Here is a 25,766-nt window from a genome sequence, read left to right as displayed (position 1 = left end):
AAAAAAAAGACATTATTTACTTCTACAAAACAACCAACAACAACGCCTTTAACGTATAGGAAATCAAATGAAATTCATAAAATTAACGTTACTTACAGTACTCAGCGTTTTTGCTTTTATCAGTGTTGCCGGGCAAACCCCAACCATTACCCAGCAAGAATTGATTGCATTAATGGCCGCTCCTAAAAATCAAACAATTGTTTTGGACGTGCGTACACCTCAAGAATTCGCACAAGGTCATATTGAAGGTGCCATTAATATTAGTCACGATCAAATATCAGACAATCTTGCCAAAATTATTGCTCATAAAGACCAAACCGTTGTTGTGCATTGCCGCTCTGGTCGACGTGCGGTAAGTGCAGAAAATGCGCTACGAGATGCAGGTTTTAGTGATCTTCGCCATCTTGCGGGCGACATGAAGGGCTGGAAAGCTGCAGGACTGCCGTTAGTAAAATAACTAGGGCTTCACATGTCTGAACTCCTTTATTGGCTAGATCTTTTTGGTGTCGCCGTTTTTGCATTGTCAGGTGCCTTAATGGCGGGACGCTATAAATTAGACCCATTCGGTGTGGTTGTGTTGTCTGCAGTAACGGCCATAGGTGGTGGCACCATACGAGATGTCATTCTACAAACACCAGTATTTTGGCTGGAAAATCCAATATATTTATATGTGATTTTGGCCACTGCACTACTGACCATCATTTTTATCCGTTGTCCTAGACGCATACCTAAGCGATTTCTGCTGATCTCAGACGCATTTGGCTTAGCGTTATTTGCGGTATTAGGCACAGAAAAAGCCTTAAGTTTAGGTTCAGCAATCCCTGTGGCTATTGTTATGGGCATGATGACGGGGGTTGCAGGTGGTATGATACGAGACGTGTTATGTAATGTCATTCCAATGATTTTACGACAAGAGATTTATGCTACAGCCGCTATTTTAGGTGGCGCCTTATACACGTTGTTAATTCATTTTGCGGTGCCAGAACAATTTGCTATTGTTGGTGCAGTGTTAGGGGCGCTGCTGTTGCGTTTAGCGGCTATTTATTGGCGCGTAACCTTGCCCGCATTTCAAATATTAGAGTCTGATCAGAAGAAAAAAGACTGATAATTATCTTTATAATATTTACCAGCCTCACTTCACTATACTTTCACAGCAAAAATGCAAAATTAAAAAGAATAACTAACGCCAAAAGTGGCGTTGGTTCTTTCTAAATCCCCTAAGTCATGATGTTGAACACCAGCATTAATCCCCATGCCATTGTCCCATTGGTATTGCCAACCGGCCTCAACAAATAAGCCAACACCAGACTCATCAGATAATTTATTGTTATCTAGGCTTAATTCGTATTCGTAAAATTCAGCACCCGCTTTTGCATAAAGACTATTGCGTTTAGACAAGCTCAGGTCGGTTTTTAAGGCAAGAATTAAACTGTCTTGTTTGTAATTATCAACTGCCAGTGAAAAGTTATTGCTGCCCTCTCGACAACGCCAACCACTATCTGCCTCATTTTCACATTTCCAATCATCAACATCTTCAGCGCGCACTAAACCAACTTCTAAGTAATAATGCGGCAAAAATTGATAGTTATAATAAAGATATGATTGGCCAACGCCAGTACCATCTGTGTCTTTGCCTTTGTAGTCAATGCCTCCACCTGAAAACTCTAAACCAACACTATGAGGTTTATCTACGTCGGCATTTACGGAAAAGCTTACCACTGTGGCCAAAAGTAATGGGGGAACTATCGTCATAAATTTCATCTGCTAAATCCTTGTAATTAAGATAAAGCAATAGTGAAACAAAAGTTCAGTAAGGTCTGTTTTACAAATGTTTTGAAGATGTATAAATGTGTAAGAAAGTGAAAATTACTTGAAAATAAAATAGCCCGTCCCAAGTAACCACTAGTTAGTTACTTGGATAATATTAATAAATTTCAGTCGTTAAGCTTCAATGCCCCAGCCGTCATTGTAACCTTTAAATTTTCCTGCAAGCTGTTCAAACTCGGCTTCTTGCGCAACTATGGCTTCGTAGCTTGGCGTCATCTCAACAGTACAATTAACATCCCATACATTTGGCATTTCATCTGGTACTAACTCTACAATCATATCAGGAGCCTGAGAAGCTAAATGGGCAACCATAGCTTTTGCTTGTTGCTCTTGTTCAAATAATTGAAAAAAAACAACCTTATGTTGTATTGTTAAATCAATACCTGCCGTTTGCATTTCAGCAAGCACTTGGCCAGTTTCATCGTTGGGAAATGTCATAAAGAATGATACCTATAAAATGTTGTCGCTATTATAACCTTAAACGAAACGAATATGCTTATTTCTAAAAGAAAACTTCTTCGTTACTTATCAAAGGCTACTTTACCTAGTTTCCTAACGTGCAAAGGTTTTGTTGGCATTGAAGCATACTCAACTCAGCGGCGTCAGGACAAGACGAAATAATACTATTTTTGCTGTTTAAGTTACGCAATAAAGATGCGCCAATATTATTAATAGCCACTCGACATTGGTTATTTTTAAAATCAACCGTGACAATTTGGCATTGTGATGTAGAAACACAGGTTAAATTACCAACGACAATTTTTTCAAACTGCTCAATCACCCGCATATTTTCAGCGACATTGAATACTTGCGGCGACACTTTAGTTTTCGGTGCAGGTGAGGGATATGCCGCTATTGATGTGCGCTGCTCTCTACTCGCTTGTCGCGCTTTTTCGCGTAAACTTTCCTGCTCAAGCTGGGCCTTTAACGCAGTCGTCGACTTCTCATTTTCGTTTAATAAATAACCTAGGCCTAATAATATTGCCATAAAGCCCGCTAATACAACAATTGTGATCACCAACCACTTAAGCATAAGCGTTCCTTTGTAGCCTCAAATTACTTAAATTTGGGTTATTACCTTTAGGAAAATCTTTTAACATGTTCTCAATGGCACTGTTGATTTTTTCCTGCATTTCTCGACTATTGTCTTTCTCTTTAAAGCCTAAAGGGTAAACGCTACGCCATACACTACGTTGACTTTCGGGATCAATAATATCAAGAATTAAACTGCCTGGCAGCATTTTAGCCTCGAGCTCTTTACGTGATGCTTGTCCTGCTTTTAAGCAATAGCCACAATATTTCACCTCTCGGTTATAGCGCTTTAATTCGTTAAAATTCCGGTTAATCACATGGTAGGCAACGACTATGTCTGCTTTTTTTATGGTTTTATAATGAAACCCATTATCATCAAAGCCTTGCTCTATCGCTAGTTCAATGGTGTTTCGTGTACTATCACTTAGGTTTTGTAGATCGCCAAATGCCGAGTTTCGGCCATAAGTGCTATAGCTTTCAACAGCCGTAAAATTAAAGTTACTACGAAAGGAAGTTGTTGCTACCTTAGATGATGAACAAGAAACAAGCGTGGTGGCAAAGGCTAAACAACTCAGTAATCTAATAATTATCATGTCGGATTCAAAGAAAAAATGATAAGACTAGATTACCGATCTGCCTAAAAATTACAACATACCTTAAAACTCTGTTGCAATTTATGAATAATTACCTGTTTAGCTATAAAACATCGTAGCGGATCTGTTCAAAACTAATAACACGACCACCAAATTCACTGGCAAATGCTTCAGCATCGGTTTGCTTAGAAAAGCTTGCTAGCGTTTTACCCATGGCTCCTGTTTGGCTTGAACCAATAACATACCAAGCTGTTCGCGCATCAATAAAAAACTCATCTTTTGGTGCATCCCACGGCGCTTTACTCATGTCGTGCACTAGAATGCTGGTCACATTGCGCTTGTTTTCAGGATCAAGATAAAAACTAAACATATCTCGGGTTGAACAGAACTTTTTCACGGCATTACCGTCAGCTTGGGTGATACCTTTTCGAAATAATTCGGCTTTTGGTCCGGCAAAATTGCTGATTAACATGCCGCATAAGTGACATTCATCGCTACTTTCAATGGCGACCGCCTGATGAATAACTTCTTGTTGCTGTGACTGCTCAGAACAACCAACTACAGTGATTAAAATAAGAGAAAAGAATAATTTACGAAGCATGGTTGTTACCTTTACAGTTTTTTATTTTTAAATATAAGCGAAGCAATAGTTAATGGCGCCGCTACCCAAGCCACTAATATAAATAAAAGTTGGCCTTGAGTAAGGTTTGCTTTAATCGCAATAGCAAGTGCACCATTGACATCGGCACTATCTAAGCCTGCTAAATTAACGAGTCGGAAAATATCGGCGGGATTTAACATCATTAATTGTGTTAATGCCGACTGGCTGAGCCCAGTTTCAGCGCCAACCAATAATGCTAATAGTGCAAGGTCAAACACTAAAGCAAAAAAGAACCAAGTGATCAAAGCCACGCCCGCCGCTTTAGACTTTTCACTAGCAACTAGGCTGATCATATAAGCAATTGCCGTAAAACTTAAGCCCAATAATGTAGCACTAATAATAAAGTAGCCAAAAGTTTGCAGTATCGCGATATCGTTATTTTGAATAAAAAGTAATATTGCCGACGAACCAAACCCTAAAACAGTGGCTAAAGTAATAATACCACCTTGGCCAAGGAATTTACCCAGCAATAATTGATTTTTACTCAACGGATACGTTAACAATAGCAGTAAGGTTCCACCTTCTTGTTCACCAACAAAACTATCATAGCTTAACAAAAGAGCGATAAGTGGTATTAAAAATACCGCTAAGCTTGCTAAACTGGCTATGGTTGTTGAAAGTGAAGTTACGCCTACGGTACCAGATGCTGCGGCACCAAAATAAGTTAACCCAACTGAAAATATCGCAAATATTAATGTGATTGATAACAACCAACGATTACGTAGACCATCATGAAACTCTTTATTGGCAACAGTAATTATTTCTCTCATTACGCACCTGCCTGACTGTTGTTTGTTGTCATTTTATCCGCTTTGCTTCGCTCGGTTTTTGCCAAATAGTATTGATAAACTTGTTCAAGGTTGGCTGATTCAACTGAAATATCTTGCAATGAGTCGTCCGCTAATAAATGGCGTAGCACCATAAGCTTTTCTTGCTCTGGCACCACTAACTGTCCTGTTGTGCCCAAATAAGGTTGTAGTAAGCTATCATCCGCCAATGCGCCATTAAGTCCCTGAGGAGTAATTTGTGTTGGTAAATTCGCCTGTGCTCTTAACTCAGCAATAGTTCCTAATGCTAAGGTATTACCACCAGAGATAATCATTGCGCGATCAATATGTTGCTCAACGCCAGGTAATACATGTGAACACAACACGACACTGGTTCCTTGGGTTTTAAGTTGGTCAACGCTTTGATAAAATTCAGCGGTGGCACTTGGATCTAATCCTACAGTTGGTTCATCTAGTAATAAAAGTTTTGGCTCACCAATAAATGCTTGTGCCAACCCTAAACGTTGCCGCATGCCCTTTGAATAAGTTTTAACTTGCCGCCCCATCGCATGAGCAATACCGACTTGCTCTAATAAAGCCTTGGCATGAGTTTTAGATTTTCCTTTCAAGCGAGCAAAATAAGTAAGTACTTCCAAGCCAGTTAGTTGCTCATAAAACATAACATTTTCTGGTAAATAACCCATTTTAGCCCGCATATGCCACGCAGCCTTGTTATCAGGTTTCATACCCATAACAGTAACATCGCCAGCATCAGCAGAAATAACCCCTAAAATCAGCTTCATCATAGTAGTTTTACCGGCGCCATTATGACCAAATAAACCTAATACTTCACCCTGCGCCAATTGCAGGTTTACGGATGAAAGCGCCTGCAATGATTTATAATTTTTGCTGACATTTTCAAGAGAAACGACTGGTGTTTTCATTGTTATTAATTTGCCTTATTTACATTAGCGGCTAATTTACCACCACTTTTTTCAGATGATAAATCGCGATGAGTAATCGTTTTCGCTGGCATTGACGATTGCATTAATGGGAAACTGTCTTTAACCCCCGGTGGCTTTAATACTGGGAACTCTTTTTGAATCCAGCGCAATATAAGCACCACAGGGCTGTCCATAATCATTTTCATTTCAGGATATTGCCATATCAATTGGTCTATACCGTCATTAGGTTCAAAAATAACATCGCCAATGTTATCACCGTTCATGTCCCAGCCTAAATAGTTACTCCAGTAGTTGCCTTTGCCTTTATGGCTCCATTCCTGTTTTTTATTGGAAACATATTTAACTTGCACAGGGTTATTAATAAAGCTGTTGCCATAAACCTTAGTGTTTTCAGAGCCAGCAGTTAAATGAATACCAATTTCTGCGGTATCTATGCGATTATTCTTAATGGTATTGTAGGCTGAGTTATAGACAAACAAGCCTTTACCGTCTCGACCTAGCACCTTATTTTCAGGCTTAGTCCACACGTTTTCTATAGAGTTATTGCTGATGGTTGACGAGGTAATGAAGTTCATTAAAAAACCATAGTCTTCACTATCTACACTACGATTACCATCAACCACTAAGTTACGCGAACTCATCAAAGCATATCCGGCACGTGTATTATAAGCGTAATTATTTAGCACCTTGTTACTATGAGAGTACATATAATGCACACCATAACGTAAATCGTGCATAGTATTGTTTTCTAGAACATTATTTTGGCTAGAAATAATATATAAGCCATCGCGCGTATTAAATACTTCGTTATCTCTGACTTCAACTTGTTGCACAATAGATAACTGAATACCGTTACCTCGGTCGGCCGAGCGTAAAGCGGTATTACCTTCAATAACATTGGCCAATACTTTTATATTTTTACCTTTTTGCAACCAAATACCAAAACCATCACCTTTTAAGCGATTATTTTTAATGATGATATTACTAGCATTGGTATCAGCATAAATTCCGGTGTTTTGCGCGGTTAAATCATCGCCCCAATTAACAATCGTTAAATTCTCAACCGTGATATCACTCGCCTTAAGTACTAAAGCATTTCCTTGTCCTTGCGCATCAAGCGTTGCGGTATGCTCACCATTATTACTAGTTAAAGTAATTTGATGATTCACAACGAAATTGCCTAAATAACGCCCAGGTGACAACGTAACGACATCACCATCGACACTCGCATCGAGTATTTGCTGTAAATTATCATCGGGGGAAACGTGAATTGTTGCAGCAAATACTAAATTTCTTGCGGCAAAACACACAATCAATATCGATAAAATTTTAAATAGTGGCAATTTCAAAATTCGGCCTTTTTAAAATTAAAAATGCGGCAATAACATAACCTGCTATTGCCGCTTATTTTACGCTGGTAGTTTGATTATTCTAACACTAGCATATAGTTAGCGCGATAAATCAAATCACTTAGGCTGTTTATTGCTTAAGCTTCTACTAACATACGGCCGCGCATTTCCATATGTAATGCGTGACAGAACCAGTTACAGTAGTACCATTGTACGCCTGGTTGGTTTGCCGTAAAGGTAATTGACGCCGTAGCTTGAGGACCAATTTCCATTTGCACACCGTGGTTAGTCATACAGAAACCGTGTGTAACATCTTCAACTTGGTCAAGGTTAGTTACGATAACAGTAACTTCGTCACCTAACTTAACTTTAAACTCATTCATACCGTAGTTAGGTGCAATTGACGTCATATAAACACGAACTTTTTTACCGTCACGAATAACTTTGTTGTCCATGTAAACATCAACACCATCGCGTTTTGCTTGTGCAATTGTTTCAGCGAAAATAGGGTCGGTACGTGGCCATAATTTAAGTGGCTTCATTTTGCTACGATGTACAATCATACAATCATGCGGTTCAGCGTATGTTGGGCCATCATGAACAAGTTTCATTTCGTCACCAGAAATATCAATTAACTGATCATTTTCAGGGCGTAATGGGCCAACAGGTAAGAAACGGTCTTTCGAGAACTTACAAAGCGAGATTAACCATTTACCATCGGCATCACGCGTTTCACCTTGTGAGGTGTGGTTATGGCCTGGTTGGTAATGTACATCAAGTTTTTGACGAATGTAGTTAACTTTTTTACCGTTATGCGCATCAATTGCGTCTTGTACATTCCACTTAGCAATTTGACTATCTAAGAATAAGGTAGTAAATGCGTTACCTTTGTTATCAAAAGCAGTATGTAGTGGACCTAAACCTAATTCTGGTTCAGCGACTACTGCATCACGCGGCTTGATCTTGTTAGCGAATAAATCATCTAATTTTTTGATAGAAATGATTGATACTGTTGGCGATAATTTACCGTTAGCAACAAAGTACTCACCATTTGGAGAAGTGTTTAAGCCATGCGGTGATTTAGGTACTGGGATATAACGCGTTAATTCAGAGCCTTTGCGACCGTCTAACACAGGTACATTATTACCATTGTAAGTTTTGAACTTACCTGCTTTTAGTGCCGCTTCACAAGCTGCAAGGCTAAATACAACAACATGATCACGTTCAGCTGTTATCATTTCACCTAAGTTCATACCCATTTCTGAGTTATAACATGTTGATGCAAAGTATTTACCGTCGTAATCGGCATCTGTGTTATCTAAGTTACCATCAACCATAACTTGGAAGGCAACTTCCATTTTTTCAGCATCAATAACATTGTAAAGTGAACGGTAAGTACTAACATCTTCCATGCCGTCTTTGCCGTCATTGTTCATTGGGATTTCGAACTCACCATTACAAACTACGTACTTAGTGTACGGTGCTTTTTGTACACGTAAACCATGGATAGCTTGTACGTTAGGGATGGTAATCATTTTATCAGTTTTCATTACATCACAACGAATACGCGCAACACGAGAGTTGGCTTTATCGTTAATGAAAACGTACTTACCATTGTAGCTACCGTCAGTCATACTCATATGCGGGTGATGTGAATCACCAGCAAGTAAATGAGCACTGTCACCTTTAATACGCTTACTTTCGTCAGTTAAACCCCAACCGGTAGCACTGTCAACGTTAAATACCGGAATACGCATTAGTTCGCGCATAGATGGAATACCCAAAATACGTACTTCACCTGAATGACCACCACTCCAGAAACCGTAATATTCGTCTAAGTCTCCTGGGTGTACGAATGGGCTATTTGCCGCTTCCGCTGCGTTAGCTTTCGCCATTGAAGCAAACATAGCCGCAGTCATTGGAGCAGCAACAGCGCCTGCACCAACTAAGGCTGTTTTACCGAAAAACTTACGTCTGTCGGCGTTCTCCAACTCATTGTGTTTTGCATTTTCTTCGTTGTTACTCATTAACTTTCTCCGTTGATTTATTCGTTTGGTGTTAATAGAAAATTTTTATCCGACATTTACTGCCGCGATTTCTTGTTCTTTGTACTTATTTTTTTTATATTTTTGTTTTTTCAATGGTGGACATTTGTCATCATTAAAATAGGTTACCTGACAATCTAAGCAGTAGTGACACTCACGCATGTTGATTTCACCATCAGGATTAATCGCTTGAATTTCACACTCTTTTGCACAGGTTTTACATGGTTGACCGCATTCAGGACGACGGCGTAACCAACTGAATAAACGCACACTATTACTGGTTGAAAGTGCGGCACCTAACGGGCATAAATAGCGACAGAAAAACTTACGATTAAAAATGTTAATAGTTAATAATATTAGTGCATAAAGAATAAACGGCCATTCACGGTCAAACTTCAATAAAAACGTGGTTTTAAAAGGTTCGATCTCTGCAAATTGCTCAGCTAATGCTAATGAATCAAGCGATAAAGCAAATAACCCTAACAGCACTAAATATTTAATTGCCCATAGGCGCTCATGTACGGCCCAAGGTAATTCAAATTGAGGTATTTTTATGTAGCGTGCAAAAACATTAATCAGTTCTTGCAAGGCACCAAATGGACATAACCAACCACAATAAACTGCACGTCCCCACAACAACATAGTTACCGCGGCTGCTCCCCAAAGCATGAATATTACCGGGTCGAGTAAGAATAAATCCCATGAGAAATCTGACATAAAGGCTTGTAGGAAGGTAAAGACATTTACCACAGACAATTGTCCACCCCATACCCAACCAATAAAGACTACAGTTATCACTAAGAAACCATGACGAAAGTTATGCATAAAGGTTGGGTGTCTAACTAAAATATCTTGGAAAAATAATGTTGCAAGCAACAGCACCATCAAGATAGCTAAAATAACCACTTCGGTGTTTTTCTCTTGCCAAACTTGCTGAGTCAGCGTTAATTCAGGTTCTGGCAAAATAATTGGCGGGCGGTCCATGTACTTATCTAAACCATGATAACTGCCTTTGAAGCTGGTAAAAACACTATCTATGGCACCTATTTGGCGACGTACAAGTAATTCAAACTGCCAATCAACACCAGGATTAAATTCTTGATGTTCACGCACAATGAATAATGACATTTCTTGAAAATTCGGTGCACCTTCAATAAATAAATCAGTAACTCTGTTATGATCTAAATCGCGAAAAGCGAATGCGGCATCATTTTGTAAAATCTGAATACGATCAAAAATCGCGCCACGCACATACCCTGAGCCTTTAAACGAATAACCGTTACCCAGCACGACTATGGCATGCTCACCCGGTTGCAAAGTTTTCATTAGCCATTCGTATTCACTGTCGCCTAAAATATTACGACCTATCGTAGGAATGTCGGCTTGTGCAAAGTAAACTTCAGCAAACATATCTGCTTTTTGTTCGGCTGATGCTTGTTCAATATTTTCCGCTTCTGTACCAATAAATGCTTCATCGACAGTTTTACGATCTAAATAGAGTTTTCGAATTGAACCATCACCTACTAAAGTTTGCCAATTAGCTTTTTGATAAACCTCAGGGTAAACCGTTGCCATTGGCTGTTTAATTTCATCTGCTTCATCAATAATACCAAGCGAACGTGCAACCTTAGTGGCCGACTTAGTTATTGCAACATTCATCACCATAACGGTGACTGTAGCGCCAGATAATCCATCGAGGTGGATCATGTCACCTTTAGCATTACCACCAACTTTTAAGCGATCGCTAACATTTAACCCAGGATATTGGTCTGAAAACGCCCATAATTTACTTTCAGGGATTCCGGCAAGAATAATAGGTTCATGGTGCTCTAGTACTTTAGCACCTAGATAAACACCTTTAGGATCAATAGCAACCAGCATATTTACTGGCTCTCCTGAATAGGCAGGAATTCTTGCGATATCATTGGTTTCAAAAGCATAACCAATAATTTCGTCTTGTTTATAAATGGTCCAAACTAGTGGCTCCCCAGTTTTATCTGAGATTTTTGTCGCTTGTGGGAAAATTTCATTTATTAACGGAATAGGATCTCGCGCTTCACTAACAAATAAAGCGTAGGCTGAAAACTGACTACACCAGAGCAGCAAAGCGGCTATTAGTGTTAAATGTTTTTTAAACCGCGACAATAAAAGTAGCATTATTCCGTATAACCTTAAGTACTTAGCTACGTCATCAAAAGTTGAGAAAAATATCAGTCTCAAAAATTACATAACTGCGACAATATGTCGCACATACTACGCCGATTGAAATTAACGATACTGACTTAGATCAATTAAAGTTATGTTAATTTTAGAACATATAGCTGACTTTGCTTAATTTGAATTTTTTGAATAGAAAACAAGGCTATATGGATAATGTTTGTTAACTTTTTTAAGCAAGATTAGGAGTAACTTTGCCAAGGAAACGTCTAGTATTGACACAGTGATATTTTCACTGCACTACAAAAAAGCCAGCATTTATGCTGGCTTAATTTAATAGGTTTATGCTGCTTTACAGCTTGAACAAAACCATATTGCGCTACTTAATGGTAACTTTAGCAAATTTACGTTTACCTACTTGGTAAATAGCACTAGTACCAGCGCTGACAACCAATTTATTGTCGGTAATTTTTTCACCATCAATTTTTGCTGCGCCTTGTTTTATCATACGCATAGCTTCTGAAGTACTTGCTACCAATCCAGCTTCTTTTAAAAGATTGGCAATGGCAATTTCACCATTTTCAGTCATTACGTCTTTTTCAGGCATATCGTCTGGCATAGCGCCTTTTTGAAAACGGTTGATAAACTCTTGATGAGCGGTTTCTGCAGCTGCCGTGTCATGAAAACGTTCAATTAACTCTTTTGCTAAGTCAATTTTGACGTCTCTCGGGTTAGCACCAGCGGCGATTTTATCTTTATAATCGTTAATCACGTCAATGGGTTTAAAGCTTAACAATTCATAGTAACGCCACATTAAATCATCAGAAATTGACATCACTTTACCGAACATTTCATTTGGCGCATCAGTAATACCAATATAATTATTTAATGACTTAGACATTTTTTGAACGCCATCTAAACCTTCAAGTAATGGCATCATTAAAACTGTTTGAGGACGTTGCCCTTCAGATTTTTGCAGTTCACGACCCATTAACAAGTTAAACTTTTGATCAGTACCACCCAGTTCAACATCAGCTTCAAGCGCTACAGAATCCCAACCTTGCACTAACGGATACATAAACTCATGAATAGCAATAGCTTGACCACCAGCATAGCGCTTTTTGAAGTCGTCACGCTCCATCATGCGCGCAACAGTTTGGCGTGAGGCAAGCTTTAACATGCCAGCTGAGCCTAACTCTTCCATCCATGTTGAGTTAAAGGCAACTGTGGTCTTTGCCGGATCTAGTATTTTAAATACCTGCTCTTTATAAGTTTCAGCATTCGATAACACATCTTCTTTCGTTAATGGTTTACGCGTAACATTTTTTCCGGTTGGATCACCAATCATGCCGGTAAAGTCACCAATAAGAAAAATAACTTCATGACCTTGTTGTTGAAACTGGCGTAACTTATTAATAAGTACCGTATGACCAAGGTGTAAATCTGGTGCCGTTGGATCAAATCCCGCCTTAATTTTTAACGGTTTCCCTTGCTTAAGCTTTTCCAATAACTCATCTTCTAGCAGAATCTCTTCTGCACCACGTTTTAACTCTGCAAACGCTTGGCTTACATCTGACATTTATTAGGCTCCAAACAGGGGGTATTAATATTTAATTGCCGAATTCTACTGTAATTTTAACTGCGGTGAAAACCCTATCATTGTTTCAGTTGATATTATTTTGTTATAGTAAACGACAATTGTCGTATTATATTCTCATCTATAGGTCTTAGCTTTTTGAAAAATATAAAAAATTTATATTTTGCCCTCCCGAAACAACACCAAGTCATCATTATCTCCTGTGTTGTGGTGGTGCTTTTTTTGTTAGTTGTACCACTTAAAGGCAATGTCCCGTCAAAAGAAAACGCCAATGGTGAATTCAAAGCTGGGCAAAGATATCAAGTCGCAATGCCAGAGCAAGGCACAACAAAGCCTTCACCTGAGGCAATTCAGTTACCCGCGAAATCGTTAGCGCCATTGGCAATTACTCAAAAAAAACAAGCAGGCGGCAATGATAACCAAGTAAATGATATTGACGAAAACGCAGCTCAATTACATTGGCAAACCGTAAAAGTAAGGAGTGGCGACTCTTTAGCAAAAATATTTAAACGCAACGGCTTAAGCGCCACCACGACCCACAATGTTATGATTGCTAAAGGGCAAGAAAGTAAGTTACTGAAAAAGCTCAATGTTGGTGATACTTTACGTATTGGAAAGGACAACGAAGGCACCTTAATTTCTTTAGAGTATCCGTTATCAAAAACAGATACTCTCTTTGTAAATTTGCAAAATCAGCAATATCACTCTCATAAAGAAAGTAAAACTGTCGAAATTCGCGAAGCCATGGCTTATGGCACAATTACATCTAACTTTTGGAATGCCGCATCTTCTTCAGGCCTTAATGATGGCCAGATTATTAACTTAGCCAATGTCTTTGGTTGGGATATAGACTTTGCTCTCGATATTCGAGAAGGTGATAGCTTTAATGTTATTTTTGAAAAGCAATATATTGAAGGTGAATTCATCGGTACAGGAAAAATATTAGCTGCTGAATTTGTTAACCAAGGTGATGCGTTTCAAGCTATTCGCTTTACCGACGATGAATTTTATTCACCTGATGGCAAAAGCATGAGAAAAGCTTTTTTACGTGCGCCAGTTAACTTCCGCTATATTAGTTCAAACTTTAAACGCAAACGCTTCCATCCAATACAAAAACGCTGGAAGTCACATAACGGAACTGATTATCGTGCTAAAAAAGGCACCCCCGTAGTTGCTGCAGGTAATGGTAAAGTTACGCATTCAACCTATAACAAATACAATGGTCATTATGTATTTATTCAGCACGGCAATGGCATAGTGACTAAGTATTTGCATTTCTCGAAGCGGGCAGTGAAAAAAGGCCAGCGTGTTAAACAAGGGCAAGTTATTGGCTATGTTGGCTCAACAGGTATGTCGCAAGCACCACATTTACATTATGAGTTTTTACTCAATGGCGTTCATCGTAATCCGCGAACGGTAAAATTGCCTGATGCTAAACCTATCGGCAATAAATATAAGCATGATTTCGATATTCTAGCATCACAACGCTTAGCAGAATTAGCAGGCTCTCGTCAGGCATTAATTACAACGCAAAAAACTTCGAGCCGTGCGGATTAATATGGGTACAAAAATTCGTTATATTGGTTTAATGTCAGGGACTAGCGCCGATGGTATTGACCTTGCACTTGTTGAGTTTGATGTAAATAACTCAGAACACGCCAATAAAGCGAATTTAATCGCTAGTTACTATCAAGCTTATGACCAAGCCACTCATGAGAAAATTACTAGCCTATATAACCCGAGTAATTACGAAATTGATCGCGCAGGTAGCTTACACGTAGAGCTAGCACAGCAATTCTCCACTGCTATTAAGCTCTTTTTAGAGCAACAACAACTGACAGCAAAAGATATATGCGCCATTGGCTGTCACGGGCAAACAATTCGTCATCGCCCGCAAGTTAGTGCACAAATAAGTGCCCCATTTACCTTGCAAATTGGTTGTTTGCAAACCTTAGCGGTATTGACAGGAATTCGTGTTGTTGGGGATTTTCGTACAAAAGATATTGCCTTGGGTGGTCAAGGTGCTCCGCTAGTACCGGCATTTCATCAAGCAATATTTGGCTCTGCTTTAAATGATGTTTTTGTGGTTAATATAGGTGGTATTGCCAACATAACATTTTTACCCCAAAACGCGCCCGAAAACACCTCAGGGTTTGATACCGGTCCTGGTAACGCATTAATGGATTTTTGGTATGCTCAACATCATCAAACACGTTTTGATCATAACGGTAATTGGGCAAAATCTGGGCAAGTGTCACAGTCATTACTGAATAAAATGCTAAGCGATAGTTACTTTTCACAATCTGCCCCTAAAAGTACCGGTCGAGAATATTTTAATCCACAATGGCTAGCAAAATTTACCCAAAATACTGCGCTTTGTGCTGCTGACATTCAGGCAACATTAGCAGCACTTACAGCCGAAACTATCGGTAATGAAATTGCTAGATTAAGTACGAAATCTGACGTATACATTTGCGGCGGTGGCGTCGAAAATCACCATTTAATTTCATTGCTAAATCATAAACTTAAGTCACATTCACTAATGAATACTCATACAAAAAATATAAATAGTGATGCAATGGAAGCTATGGCTTTTGCTTGGTTAGCCTTTGCATTTGATAAAAATATTTTTGGCAACATTCCAGCAGTAACAGGGGCTAGCAAGCAAACTGTTTTAGGGCACAGTGTTAATCCATAAAAATGACTAGATTTGAATAATTTTCTCTTTATAATAAACCGTCCCTGTCGAAAAAAAGCACGTTATTTGCAGAATATTTGAACTATTCTAATAACTGATTTTCTAAGTAAGTGCGGTTTGCTTAATCGAATATATTATTCGATGTTCGACGACAAACTAGGAGGAAACAATGGAATTTAATGATATTCATATTGGTATGAAGTGCGGTAGTAAAAAAGGTAGCGGCACAGTAACCTGGATAGATGGTTCAACCCGCACAATTTATATGGCAAATACTGATAACAATAATAGTTTTGAAGTTGGCTTTGAAGAGATCATTGAAGATCCGCAAGCACACAATAAAGAAGATACCTACTACTAAGTATTCTCAAAGTAATTCGCTTAGTGTAATTAAGCTCCTTAGGGGGCTTTTTTATTGTCTTATATTTAGCAAATTTCAAAATCACGTTATTTTCTTGCTAAACTAATCCGACGTGTTAGCTAATAAGACTCAGTTTCCCTCAAGTACTTTACAGATTGCCTTAAAACAACTATTAATTAAGTTATAACACTAATAAAAATCATTGGGTTGTCAATTTGAAAGCAGAATTCATTGCTCACGGCACATGTAATTATACCGTTGAAGATAATATTGTGACTATTGATGCGACAGGTCCTTGGAATTTAGAATTCTTTAAACAAATGCATCGCGAGCTATCTGAGATTATTTTACACGATGTCGATTTTCATAATTTTGCCATTTTACTCATTCTAAAAGGTGACTCTTTCGCCACTCAAGATGGCTTAAATTACCATTTACAACTCGTTAAACAAGGGCCGACTAAAGCCTTAGCAATAAACTCCTCATTAAGTAACGCGGCGCAAATAACCGAAAGTGTTTTTAAAAAAGTGTATGATAAAGCCGGTTTGGAAAATCAAAGCTTCGACACCACTGAAGCGGCGAAATCCTGGTTAAAAACGAAGCTAGTATAATTATCAATCCCACACAGTCCTCCTGAAAGCTTAAGCAATTTTTGAACTTGCCGTATTTACTATGTTTTGACAATTATTGACTTAAAAGGCAATAAGTTAGATTATTTACCTTCTCCGTTTTAGCGATTAAATACTGGACTAAACACGTGATTTTTACTCAATTGTTCTATGGCTCCCTGCTAATTGTTGGCACGGTAATTATTCAGGTAATTTTTATTAGTACCTTAACTCATAGTTTGCATAAATTAACTACATGGCTTTCCATGCCTCCCGTACAATTTAAAACAGTTTTTATACTCAGTGCCATGGTACTTTGGCTAGTAGCAGGGCTAAGTGTTAGTGCTGCCTTATGGGCAGGTATTTATATTATTATGGGAATTTTTGATAGTATTGAACCGGCGCTATATTTCTCAATCGTCACTTTTTCAACCTTAGGCTACGGTGATATCGTTTTAGACCCCCAATGGCGCATATTAGGTAGCTTAACTGCGGTTAACGGGCTAATAATTGTCGGATTAAATACTGCGGTATTAGTAGAAGCCATAGCGCGAATTCGACATGCACAACATGGAAAGCTTCATGAATAATATCGCCATTGATAGTTTTTTATCATACACCATAGGCATTATAGTTTTCTTTCTCGGCGTTACCTTAACGAAACGGGTCAAAGCTTTTCAAGATTATAATATACCAGAGCCAGTCACTGGCGGACTGCTTGCAGCCATGGTGATATATGGGATATATCTTATCAGCGGGGCAGAGGTGAGTTTTGATTTATCGACCCGTGATCGACTTTTAGTTTACTTTTTTACTGCCATTGGCCTAAATGCACGCTTTTCTGATTTAGTAAAAGGTGGCAAACCACTCTTAATATTACTTTTTCTTACGTTAACATTTATTGTTGTGCAGAACATAGTTGGCATGGGTAGTGCAAAATTATTAGATTTACCCATGGCTATTGGCGTTTTAGCAGGTTCAGCTTCTTTAATAGGCGGACATGGTACTGCAATTGCCTGGGCTCCTGAGATTAAAAACCTTGGCATAGAAAACGCTTTAGAGATTGGCGTTGCAAGTGCAACATTGGGCTTAGTTGTTGCCAGTTTAGTAGGCGGCCCTATTGCCAAATTCTTATTAACTAAAAACCAGCTTTCAAACGATAAAAAGTCAGCCCCTTCGGTTGGCATTTCCTACGACAAAGTGAATACAGAAACCTTTAATCACCTTAACTTTATGTCGGTTATTTTAGTGCTCCATATCTGTATTATTATTGGCTATTTAGCAAATAATGTCATTACCGAACTTGGTTTTAAATTGCCATTATTCGTTACTTGCCTGCTGACCGGAATTATTCTGTCGAATATAGTGCCATTATGCTTCCCTAAACTTGCTTGGCCAGCACGTACTCGCTCATTAGCTATCGTTTCTGACTTTTCATTAAGCTTGTTTTTAACCATGTCGCTTATGAGCATGCAATTATGGACAATAGCTAGCCTAGCCGGGCCTTTACTTATTATTTTAACCCTACAAACCATAGCAGCCGTGGCCTTTATTTTACTCATTTTGTTCCCACTAATGGGTAAAAATTATCAAGCCGCAGTATTAAGTGCGGGCTTTGGTGGCTTTGCGCTAGGGGCAACTCCAACTGCCATTGCCAATATGACAGCAGTTACCAAAGCACACGGCCCAGCACCTATGGCATTTATTATATTGCCGTTAGTAGCTGCATTTTTCGTTGATGTAACGAACGCGTTTGTGATCAGCTTTTTATTGAAGTTTTAGTGGAAATACCAGTAATCGACTGATAGCAAAATGACTCAAAAATAACAGCCATAAAGCAAAATTTATGGCTGCAACATCTTACTAATTAGTTCTTTTTCCATGGGCACGATCTACAGCTTCACGAAAGCCAGTAATGTTGCTGTAAGGTGTAATACTTATTTTTTATATTACAAATACTTACCTTAAAAAGCTGTAAGGTTTTGTTAAAACAAACTAAATTATTACACTTATGACATATGAGAATGTTAAGGTTTAAAGACTTTATTACCGGCCCAAGAGCGAATTAATGCCCATACAGCAATTACAATAAATATAGTATGTACCAGCACAAAGTAGGTAATTACAAACACCCAAGTCCAGCCTGAATTAAAGCCTCCTAACATGATCATTAAAATACTAACCAATATTAAAGCCGCCGCGGCAATCAAGTTTAGTTTGATTGCAAACGAGAGATGATAATCAGACAAGCTGCTTTTCTGACATTTATTAAGTTTAAGCAATAAAAAAATAAAGGCGATACCGGGCAAGAAAGTTAAGTTTAATATCGACCATAAGGCAATATTAGAGGCCTGCTTTATTTGTTCTTTACTCTGGATTTTTGTCTGTAAATTCATGATTAGCTACCTATGTTGATTGCTACTATATAAACTTAAAACTTCAACTATATGATGACCTTAGAAAAACACTGTTGCAATAATCAATGACGGAAATAAGATGAAATACATACGCATCAACCAACGTAAATTTTTATTGGCATGTTTTAATTCCATAAAATGATCAATAACGGTAATTCCCTTATACATTACGGTTAATGCCACAATAACACTAACGAGAGCCGTGGAAGCAAACTGCTCTCCTAAAAACGTATTAAATAAGGTAATAAATATTAGTATCGCCCAAAAAAGCTCTAATTTTTTAAATTGTTTCATATACACCTCTAACGTAACACGTAAAGTAATGGAAATATTAAAATCCACATTAAATCAATCATGTGCCAATAAACCGCTAGAGCTTCTAAACCGCTATGTTCTTTCGCTGAATATTGCCCTGCTCGTAAACGAAAAATAACCCACAATATCGCACAAGAAGCCCAGCCTACGTGTAAAAAGTGATTGAAGGTCATATAATAGTAAACCGTATAAAACTCATTGGTACTGGTGCTTAAGCCTTGCAGATTGTTCCAATAGAACTCCCACGTTTTGATAATCAGATAGAAAGCACCACAACTTACCGCTAGCCACAAATAACGTTCACATTTAATGCGATTATCAAGTCGAATATTCATCATGGCTTTTGCCATAAAATAACTACTCGATAATAAAACTATAGTATTTGCCACACCTAAACTTGTGCTCAGCCCTTTAGGGCCACTAGCAAACACTTCTGGGTAATGATATTTGGCAATAAAGTAGGCAACAAAAAATATCGCAAACTCTGTGAGTTCAGATAATATTCCGACCCAAATGGGAATATTGCCGGGAATCCGCCCTGCGCGCTCTTCACTCCATGAGGAGGGAAAAATGCCTAATGATTTACTTGGGTATTCGTTATTCATATCAACCTTGTCTACTAGTCGCGAGCTAAACAAAGCACAGCATACAGATTCGGTAGAATATTTAAGTGATATAAATCAAATTCTGCCATTTTGTCTAAAAAACAAACGTTGTGAAAACACTAATTGAAACCTTAAAATTTGAAAAATAGAATTTAGAAAATAAAAAACCCAGCATTTAGCTGGGCTTAGAGATTACTTTAGCTTTAATACGTGCTTATATTTACACTTTTAAAGTTAACATGATCTAGAACGGAATATCGTCATCAAAATCAATCGTTGGCTCTTGCGGGTTTACTTTAGGCGCATTCTGTTGAAAGCCACCGCCTTGCTGTGGAGCAGCGTGTTGCTGGTTAAAACCACCTTGTTGCTGACCTTGCGGGTTATTATAGCCACCTTGTTGAGGCTGGAAACCACCTGATTGTTGAGCCGGTTTATTATAAGCTTGCTGAGGTGCTGCTTGTTGGTTAAAACCACCTGATTGCTGCGGAGCTGCTTGTTGATTAAAGCCACCTGATTGTTGAGGAGCTTGCTGGTTAAAACCACCTGCTTGAGCACCACTGCCACCACGAGAATCTAACATTTGCATCGTACCGTTAAATCCTTGTACAACAATTTCTGTTGTGTATTGATCTTGGCCTTGTTGATTCTGCCACTTACGCGTTTGCAACTGACCTTCAATATAAACTTTTGAACCTTTCTTTAGGTACTCGCCAGCAATTTCAGCTAACTTGCCAAACATTACCACACGGTGCCATTCTGTTTTTTCTTTTTGTTCACCCGTTTGCTTGTCTTTCCAACTTTCAGAAGTTGCAATCGTGAGGTTAGCAACACCACCACCATTAGGCATAAAACGTACTTCAGGGTCTTTCCCTAAGTTACCTAAAATTATTACTTTATTGACACCAGCCATGAACAAAATCCTATATTTGCAGTAAAGCCCAGCTTCACTGATTTAACATTTATTCGAGCGACAACTCGCTCAGAATATTAATTTTCAATTACGATAAGGTGATTCTACCACCAGACGTAATAAATTACGCGAGATTTACAGCCCTTTTTCTAAAAAATTTTACGAACGAAAACTCAATTTCTATTCCACCACATACAGGTGTTTTTTCATTTCATTTTCTACATCGACAGGAATTTTTTGAGAGCGCTGATTTTCATAGCAAAAATGTACCATCACCGCATTTCCAGAAGCACATTTTATATTATTTTGCCATAACTCTTGGTAAACATCGAAAGATGAGCCGCCAATTCTTCCAATATATGTTCTTAGTTCGATTTCCTTGCCGTAATATATTTGAGCATGAAAATTCACCTCAATTTTAGCTAATATTAAACGCCACTCTTGTAAGTTTAATTCTGGCATAAACCACTTAAAAACTGGATCACGTGCCCCTTCAAACCATACTGGTACCATAGTATTATTAATATGACCAAGCGCATCAGTGTCACTAAACCGAGTGGTAATCACTTCACTAAACATAAAAACTCTTTTTAAATAGAAATTTTGCTCAGTATTCTACAGAGAATTAACAATAAGGTAATTAAATTCCTTGCGCATTGTTGTATGCTTGGGCCAGATTAATAATAAGAATATAGCTATGACTGATTTTATCGAAGTATACCCGAACGCATTAAGCAAAGAATTTTGCGATAAATTTATTTTAGATTTTGATAACAGCCCACATAAAGTCCCTGGTAGAACAGGTAATGGTGTTGATACCACAAAGAAATTAAGTGAAGATATTTACTTAAACCAACATGCTGATTTTCAGCCAGCATTACAAACCATACTACAAACCTGTGGTGACAAAATTACGGATTATATTAGCAAATACTTTTTCAGTTTAATTAGTGGTATTTCGCTGACAGTGCAACACCCAGAAACCAAAGAACCGGTTTTACTTACTGCGGATAATTTTGAAGAAGTTGGTAAACCAAACCTATTTAACTTGGTGCGCTACTTATTTAACTTAGCGCCAATTAACGCTCAGCGTTATGAACAGGGTAAAGGCAACTATGGTTATTGGCACTCTGAAATTTATCCTCAACCTGGCGAAAATAAAGCACTACATCGTATTTTACTATTTCTCATTTATTTAAATGATGTTGAAGAAGGTGGTGAAACAGACTTTTATTACCAAAATAAAAGTATAAAACCTAAGGCAGGTACTATGATTATTGCACCTTGTGGCTTTACTCATACCCACCGAGGAAATATTCCAATTTCTTCAAGTAAATATGTTTTAACCTCATGGGTGAGTTTTAATCAAGCTAGCCAAATATATACACCAACTCAATAATCGATACGACTATCAGATAAAATACTGAAAAAGAAAACACAGCGCTAGTGCTGTGTTTTCACATCATCAACCACTAAAGAAACCGCTTTAGTAACCGATCTATTTGGGTCATTTTTATTTTTTTCAGTAACTTTCTCGGCTTATCAGGGTAACTATTAATACCTTCAATTTGTGCAGGATTACTAATTACCGTGGTATGAGCGGTTATTCGCTTAAACTCTTGTGCAAATTTGTTACGTAAAACGCCTTGAGGATCATCTAACAAAATGCCATTTTCAATATCTAAAGCCCACGCCCTTGGGTTTAAATTACTACCGGTTAGCATGTGGTAACGATCATCAACAACAAGGCCTTTTAAATGAAAGCTGTTTGAACCGTCTTGCCAAAGCCTCAGCGTTAGCTGACCATTATCAAGGTATTTTTGACGTCTTGATAAAAATGCAACTAACAAACGTTCGTAGATATAAGGCACTATTTCCACCGTTGAAAACGTGTCTTCATTGGCGTTATAAAAATCGTTTGCCTTTTTATCCCCAACGGTCAAAGTCACTTGTACACCGCGCTTTAACGCTGCGTCTAAATCACGCAATAGTGGTTTGGGCAAGTTAAAATACGGGGTAAAAATAACCAAAGATTGGCGACTACTGCGCACTAAATCTCTAACAACACGATTTAATTGATTACCACGACGACCACAACCTACAAACATGGCAGCTTGAATATCACTAGGCTCAGTTACCAGAAAATCTCGATATTTCGATTTTTTCAATAGCTTAGTTAAGCGAATAATATCGCGTTTTAATTGCTTTTTATCGGGTAGAGTCGCTTGGTTTAATAGCGGTGCTAATCTTGAATCAATAAAACAACGTTGGAAGTATTCACAAAAATTATCCGCTAATGCTTGGCTTTGTAACCGATAATAGCGGTCAAGACGATATCGTTCAGCTTGTTGCAGATAAACATCATTAATACTGGCACCGGAATATAGCAGAGTGTTGTCGACCACCATACCTTTTAGATGTAAAACTCCAAGTAGCTCTTTGCGTTTAACAGGTACGCCATAAATAGCAATAGAAACTTGATGTTGCTGCTCAAGCGCTAGGTATAAATCTCGATTTCCACCTTGTGCTTTCTCACCAATTAAACCGCGTTGTGCGCGGTGAAAATCAACAAAAACACAAATATCTAACAGCGGTTGCCGCGCTTTTGCTTGGTACAATGCCCCAAGTACTTCTCGTCCAGCATCATCGTCTTGCACATAAAGCGCAGAAATGTATATCCGAGTTTCAGCACATGAAATTTCGGCCAATAGCAACTGTTTAAAATCAGCCGCTGATTCAGCAATATCAATATCTTGTTCCGACAGACCTGTCGACGTTTTAAATGTCACCATACTAACAGCTAGCCTTTGAATAACGGGCTAAATTCTGATATTTGTTATTATTCATTTTTGCGTAAAGTTATTTTTTCAAAGTAAATTGCGCTAATTGTACCGCAAGTTCTTCCGCTAGTTGAGAAATATTCACACCTGCGCTCGCTGCATCTTCGGCAGATTGCAATAAGTTATCAGTACTTGCCGCTATATCATGTGTATTGCCGGTAATTCCTACCACCATATTGCTTTGCTGCTCAACTGCGCTAGATATTTCTGTAGTTGCTGAAACTATCTCACTAACATTGTGACTAACTTGTTGAAATGTTTCTGCAACTTGTGCTGTTTTTTCAACACCTTGTTCCGCTTTTTCAACACCACTTTTCATTGCTGCCACAGAGCGGCTTGTACCTTGTTGCAAGTGTTCAATAATACGTTGTATTTCACTGGTTGAATCTTGTGTTCTGCTGGCTAAGGTTCGAACCTCATCAGCGACCACGGCAAAACCACGACCTTGTTCACCAGCACGAGCCGCCTCAATTGCAGCATTTAACGCTAACAGGTTAGTTTGCTCAGCAATTTCACGAATAACATTCACAAAGGTACCAATTTCAGCACTATAAGCCGCTAATTCATCTATCACTTGTGCAGAATTATTGACCTCGGTTGAAATAGCCGTGATCACATTCGCGGTATCGCTAATAACTTGCTCACCGTGCTCAACATTAACACTAGCTTTTTCTGTTAATTCCTGTGCTCCAGAGGTGTTAGAGGAAATAACCTGCACAGAGTCACTTACTTGATTAATAGAGCTGGCAACTTGATGTGTATCTTGCTGTTGCTGAGCAATATTGCGCTCCATAGATTCAGTTAGGGTATTTATGTTGATTGCAGCCGACTTCAAGATGGCTACATCATTGTCTACATTAGACAATAAATCATGAATTTTACTTTGCATCAGGCGAAAGCGTTGGGCAATATCACCTAGCTCATCTTTCGATTCTATTGCAATTTCTTGTGAAAAGTCGCCATTACCCAAGCGCTCAGCGGCTAAGTTGATGTTTTTAACATTGACATGTAATGAGTGATAAATACCAATCAATAAATAACTAATTGCGAGCATGATCACCACTAGCATAACTGATAATAGCCATAATGTTTGCGTGCTGTTACTTTGTAATGTCTCAATACGTTTTATTAATAATTGCTCAGACATCGACATTAATGTCAGTAAGCCTTGGTACTGGTTATGACCTAAACTTTGTGCTTGTCGGCTACTCCAGGTAATAGTATCAGGGTTGATCACTTCATTTCGTAACTGCAATTGATAGGCATCTAAAGCCGCGTCAATTTCTTGGTATTGTGTTAAGTAATCTTGAAACATATTAGGCGCAACACGCTTTAATTGCTCATTGGTTTTTGCGTATTGCAATTGCAATTCATCAACACGGTTGTCCAAAGCCACTAATAATGTATAGGTTTCAGCACTAAAGCCATCATTGTTGATAATAGAGAAGGTAAGATCTTTGATTCTGCCAATATATTCAACCAATGCCGGCATGCGAATAACCGCGGCTTCGGCAAGATAAAATGCTTGAGGATCAGGTTCTCGCGATAAACCACTAACGGCTGACAAATTTTCGCGTATAGCTAAGGTTTTATCATAATACATTGAAAAATCAGCAAACTGCATTTCACCTGATAACAAGGCTTGCCAGCCTTCTTGTAATATTTGCTTATCTGATAATGTTAACTTTAATGTTTCAATATGCTGAGTTACTCGTTCAGTATTACCTTTGTTTAAACGACTATCAGCTGAAAGCTGCTCTAAAGCTTTGATTGTTGTAATTTGACTATGGCCTGACAATTCTTGTTGATACTGGCTTAAATCTGCAAACTGCTGTTTAACAATCCAAATAAAACTGACAATAAGCGGTAGGTAGAACATCACTGCAAGCAGAGAGAATTTAGCTTTAAATCTTAAAGAATTAGAAATGGCGATTGCCGGCTTAAGTATTAACGTCATAATTACTCTTATCTTTTTTATTATCAATATTATGCTTTACATAGCATATCATTTGACCAAGA

The 25,766-nt window shown here is 38.3% G+C and carries 27 protein-coding genes; 9 read left to right on the top strand and 18 right to left on the bottom strand.

All coding sequences use genetic code 11. The annotated features are described in order from the left end of the window. Nucleotides 1-67 precede the first annotated feature (67 nt). On the top strand, nt 68-457 hold the full coding sequence (locus AC27HL_RS01795) for a rhodanese-like domain-containing protein (RefSeq protein WP_487078579.1): 390 nt from the start codon (nt 68-70) through the stop codon (nt 455-457). Between the two features lie 12 nt (nt 458-469). After that, nucleotides 470-1,105 carry a trimeric intracellular cation channel family protein gene (locus tag AC27HL_RS01790; protein ID WP_487078578.1) on the top strand — a complete coding sequence of 212 codons (636 nt, stop codon included), beginning with the start codon at nt 470-472 and terminating at the stop codon, nt 1,103-1,105. 62 nt (nt 1,106-1,167) lie between these two features. Here AC27HL_RS01790 and AC27HL_RS01785 read toward each other — a convergent pair whose 3' ends face one another. The 11 genes from AC27HL_RS01785 to tyrS form a co-directional block, all read right to left on the bottom strand. Then, entirely contained in the window at nt 1,168-1,752 is a 585-nt protein-coding gene (locus AC27HL_RS01785; protein ID WP_487078576.1) for an outer membrane beta-barrel protein, read from the bottom strand. 189 nt (nt 1,753-1,941) lie between these two features. Next, complete coding sequence (locus tag AC27HL_RS01780; RefSeq protein WP_487078575.1) at nt 1,942-2,265, bottom strand: ribonuclease E inhibitor RraB; 324 nt, start codon at nt 2,263-2,265, stop codon at nt 1,942-1,944. Nucleotides 2,266-2,371: 106 nt separating this feature from the next. Continuing rightward, nucleotides 2,372-2,860 carry a hypothetical protein gene (locus AC27HL_RS01775; protein ID WP_487078574.1) on the bottom strand — a complete coding sequence of 163 codons (489 nt, stop codon included), beginning with the start codon at nt 2,858-2,860 and terminating at the stop codon, nt 2,372-2,374. Next, nucleotides 2,853-3,452 carry a DUF4136 domain-containing protein gene (locus AC27HL_RS01770; RefSeq protein WP_487078572.1) on the bottom strand — a complete coding sequence of 200 codons (600 nt, stop codon included), beginning with the start codon at nt 3,450-3,452 and terminating at the stop codon, nt 2,853-2,855. The genes AC27HL_RS01775 and AC27HL_RS01770 overlap by 8 nt, the downstream gene beginning before the upstream one ends. A 103-nt stretch (nt 3,453-3,555) precedes the next feature. Further along, nucleotides 3,556-4,053 (bottom strand): nitrous oxide reductase accessory protein NosL, encoded by a 498-nt coding sequence (locus tag AC27HL_RS01765; protein ID WP_487078571.1) that lies wholly within the window; start codon nt 4,051-4,053, stop codon nt 3,556-3,558. A gap of 11 nt (nt 4,054-4,064) precedes the next feature. Beyond that, nucleotides 4,065-4,883 carry an ABC transporter permease gene (locus AC27HL_RS01760; protein WP_487078569.1) on the bottom strand — a complete coding sequence of 273 codons (819 nt, stop codon included), beginning with the start codon at nt 4,881-4,883 and terminating at the stop codon, nt 4,065-4,067. Beyond that, nucleotides 4,883-5,824, bottom strand: coding sequence for an ABC transporter ATP-binding protein (locus AC27HL_RS01755; protein WP_487078567.1), 942 nt, complete (start codon nt 5,822-5,824; stop codon nt 4,883-4,885). The genes AC27HL_RS01760 and AC27HL_RS01755 overlap by 1 nt, the downstream gene beginning before the upstream one ends. Nucleotides 5,825-5,829: 5 nt before the next feature. Further along, nucleotides 5,830-7,188 carry a nitrous oxide reductase family maturation protein NosD gene (locus tag AC27HL_RS01750; protein ID WP_487079867.1) on the bottom strand — a complete coding sequence of 453 codons (1,359 nt, stop codon included), beginning with the start codon at nt 7,186-7,188 and terminating at the stop codon, nt 5,830-5,832. Between the two features lie 143 nt (nt 7,189-7,331). Then, nucleotides 7,332-9,221 carry a TAT-dependent nitrous-oxide reductase gene (gene nosZ, locus AC27HL_RS01745; RefSeq protein ID WP_487078565.1) on the bottom strand — a complete coding sequence of 630 codons (1,890 nt, stop codon included), beginning with the start codon at nt 9,219-9,221 and terminating at the stop codon, nt 7,332-7,334. A 45-nt stretch (nt 9,222-9,266) separates the two neighbouring features. Continuing rightward, nucleotides 9,267-11,396, bottom strand: coding sequence for a transcriptional regulator NosR (nosR, locus tag AC27HL_RS01740; protein ID WP_487078563.1), 2,130 nt, complete (start codon nt 11,394-11,396; stop codon nt 9,267-9,269). Nucleotides 11,397-11,775: 379 nt separating this feature from the next. Continuing rightward, nucleotides 11,776-12,975, bottom strand: a complete 1,200-nt coding sequence (tyrS, locus tag AC27HL_RS01735; RefSeq protein ID WP_487078562.1) for a tyrosine--tRNA ligase — start codon at nt 12,973-12,975, stop codon at nt 11,776-11,778. Between the two features lie 156 nt (nt 12,976-13,131). On the opposite strand from tyrS, the gene AC27HL_RS01730 reads away from it, so the two are divergent. The 6 genes from AC27HL_RS01730 (at nt 13,132) to gltS (ending at nt 18,442) form a co-directional block, all read left to right on the top strand. Then, entirely contained in the window at nt 13,132-14,550 is a 1,419-nt protein-coding gene (locus tag AC27HL_RS01730; protein ID WP_487078560.1) for an OapA family protein, read from the top strand. Between the two features lies 1 nt (nt 14,551). Next, nucleotides 14,552-15,691: an anhydro-N-acetylmuramic acid kinase gene (locus AC27HL_RS01725; RefSeq protein ID WP_487078558.1), complete on the top strand. Its 1,140-nt coding sequence runs from the start codon at nt 14,552-14,554 to the stop codon at nt 15,689-15,691. A 169-nt stretch (nt 15,692-15,860) separates the two neighbouring features. Next, the gene (locus AC27HL_RS01720) at nt 15,861-16,052 is read left to right on the top strand and encodes a hypothetical protein (RefSeq protein WP_487078556.1); all 192 of its coding nucleotides are present in this window, start codon (nt 15,861-15,863) and stop codon (nt 16,050-16,052) included. A 215-nt stretch (nt 16,053-16,267) separates the two neighbouring features. Next, a complete protein-coding gene (locus AC27HL_RS01715) occupies nt 16,268-16,663 on the top strand; it encodes a hypothetical protein (RefSeq protein WP_487078554.1) in 396 nt (131 codons plus the stop codon). A 146-nt stretch (nt 16,664-16,809) separates the two neighbouring features. Further along, entirely contained in the window at nt 16,810-17,250 is a 441-nt protein-coding gene (locus tag AC27HL_RS01710; protein WP_487078552.1) for an ion channel, read from the top strand. Next, the gene (gltS, locus tag AC27HL_RS01705) at nt 17,243-18,442 is read left to right on the top strand and encodes a sodium/glutamate symporter (protein WP_487078551.1); all 1,200 of its coding nucleotides are present in this window, start codon (nt 17,243-17,245) and stop codon (nt 18,440-18,442) included. Before AC27HL_RS01710 ends, gltS begins: the two co-directional genes overlap by 8 nt. Before the next feature lie 245 nt (nt 18,443-18,687). On the opposite strand, the gene AC27HL_RS01700 is transcribed toward gltS, so the two are convergent. The 5 genes from AC27HL_RS01700 to AC27HL_RS01680 form a co-directional block, all read right to left on the bottom strand. Next, nucleotides 18,688-19,056, bottom strand: a complete 369-nt coding sequence (locus tag AC27HL_RS01700) for a hypothetical protein (RefSeq protein ID WP_487078549.1) — start codon at nt 19,054-19,056, stop codon at nt 18,688-18,690. 60 nt (nt 19,057-19,116) lie between these two features. Beyond that, entirely contained in the window at nt 19,117-19,371 is a 255-nt protein-coding gene (locus AC27HL_RS01695; protein WP_487078547.1) for a cytochrome C oxidase subunit IV family protein, read from the bottom strand. 8 nt (nt 19,372-19,379) lie between these two features. After that, nucleotides 19,380-19,997, bottom strand: a complete 618-nt coding sequence (locus tag AC27HL_RS01690) for a cytochrome c oxidase subunit 3 family protein (RefSeq protein ID WP_487078546.1) — start codon at nt 19,995-19,997, stop codon at nt 19,380-19,382. Nucleotides 19,998-20,241: 244 nt separating this feature from the next. Continuing rightward, complete coding sequence (ssb, locus tag AC27HL_RS01685; protein WP_487078544.1) at nt 20,242-20,907, bottom strand: single-stranded DNA-binding protein; 666 nt, start codon at nt 20,905-20,907, stop codon at nt 20,242-20,244. A 180-nt stretch (nt 20,908-21,087) separates the two neighbouring features. Continuing rightward, nucleotides 21,088-21,486: an acyl-CoA thioesterase gene (locus AC27HL_RS01680; RefSeq protein ID WP_487078543.1), complete on the bottom strand. Its 399-nt coding sequence runs from the start codon at nt 21,484-21,486 to the stop codon at nt 21,088-21,090. Nucleotides 21,487-21,604: 118 nt separating this feature from the next. On the opposite strand from AC27HL_RS01680, the gene AC27HL_RS01675 reads away from it, so the two are divergent. Next, nucleotides 21,605-22,306, top strand: a complete 702-nt coding sequence (locus AC27HL_RS01675) for a 2OG-Fe(II) oxygenase (protein ID WP_487078541.1) — start codon at nt 21,605-21,607, stop codon at nt 22,304-22,306. A 73-nt stretch (nt 22,307-22,379) separates the two neighbouring features. Here AC27HL_RS01675 and pssA read toward each other — a convergent pair whose 3' ends face one another. Both pssA and AC27HL_RS01665 read right to left on the bottom strand, forming a co-directional pair. Beyond that, on the bottom strand, nt 22,380-23,699 hold the full coding sequence (gene pssA / locus AC27HL_RS01670; protein ID WP_487078540.1) for a CDP-diacylglycerol--serine O-phosphatidyltransferase: 1,320 nt from the start codon (nt 23,697-23,699) through the stop codon (nt 22,380-22,382). A 67-nt stretch (nt 23,700-23,766) separates the two neighbouring features. Next, nucleotides 23,767-25,704: a methyl-accepting chemotaxis protein gene (locus AC27HL_RS01665; RefSeq protein ID WP_487078539.1), complete on the bottom strand. Its 1,938-nt coding sequence runs from the start codon at nt 25,702-25,704 to the stop codon at nt 23,767-23,769. Nucleotides 25,705-25,766 lie beyond the last annotated feature (62 nt).

The organism is Colwellia aquaemaris (genome assembly GCF_057548755.1).
This window is presented reverse-complemented; position numbering and strand designations above follow the sequence as displayed.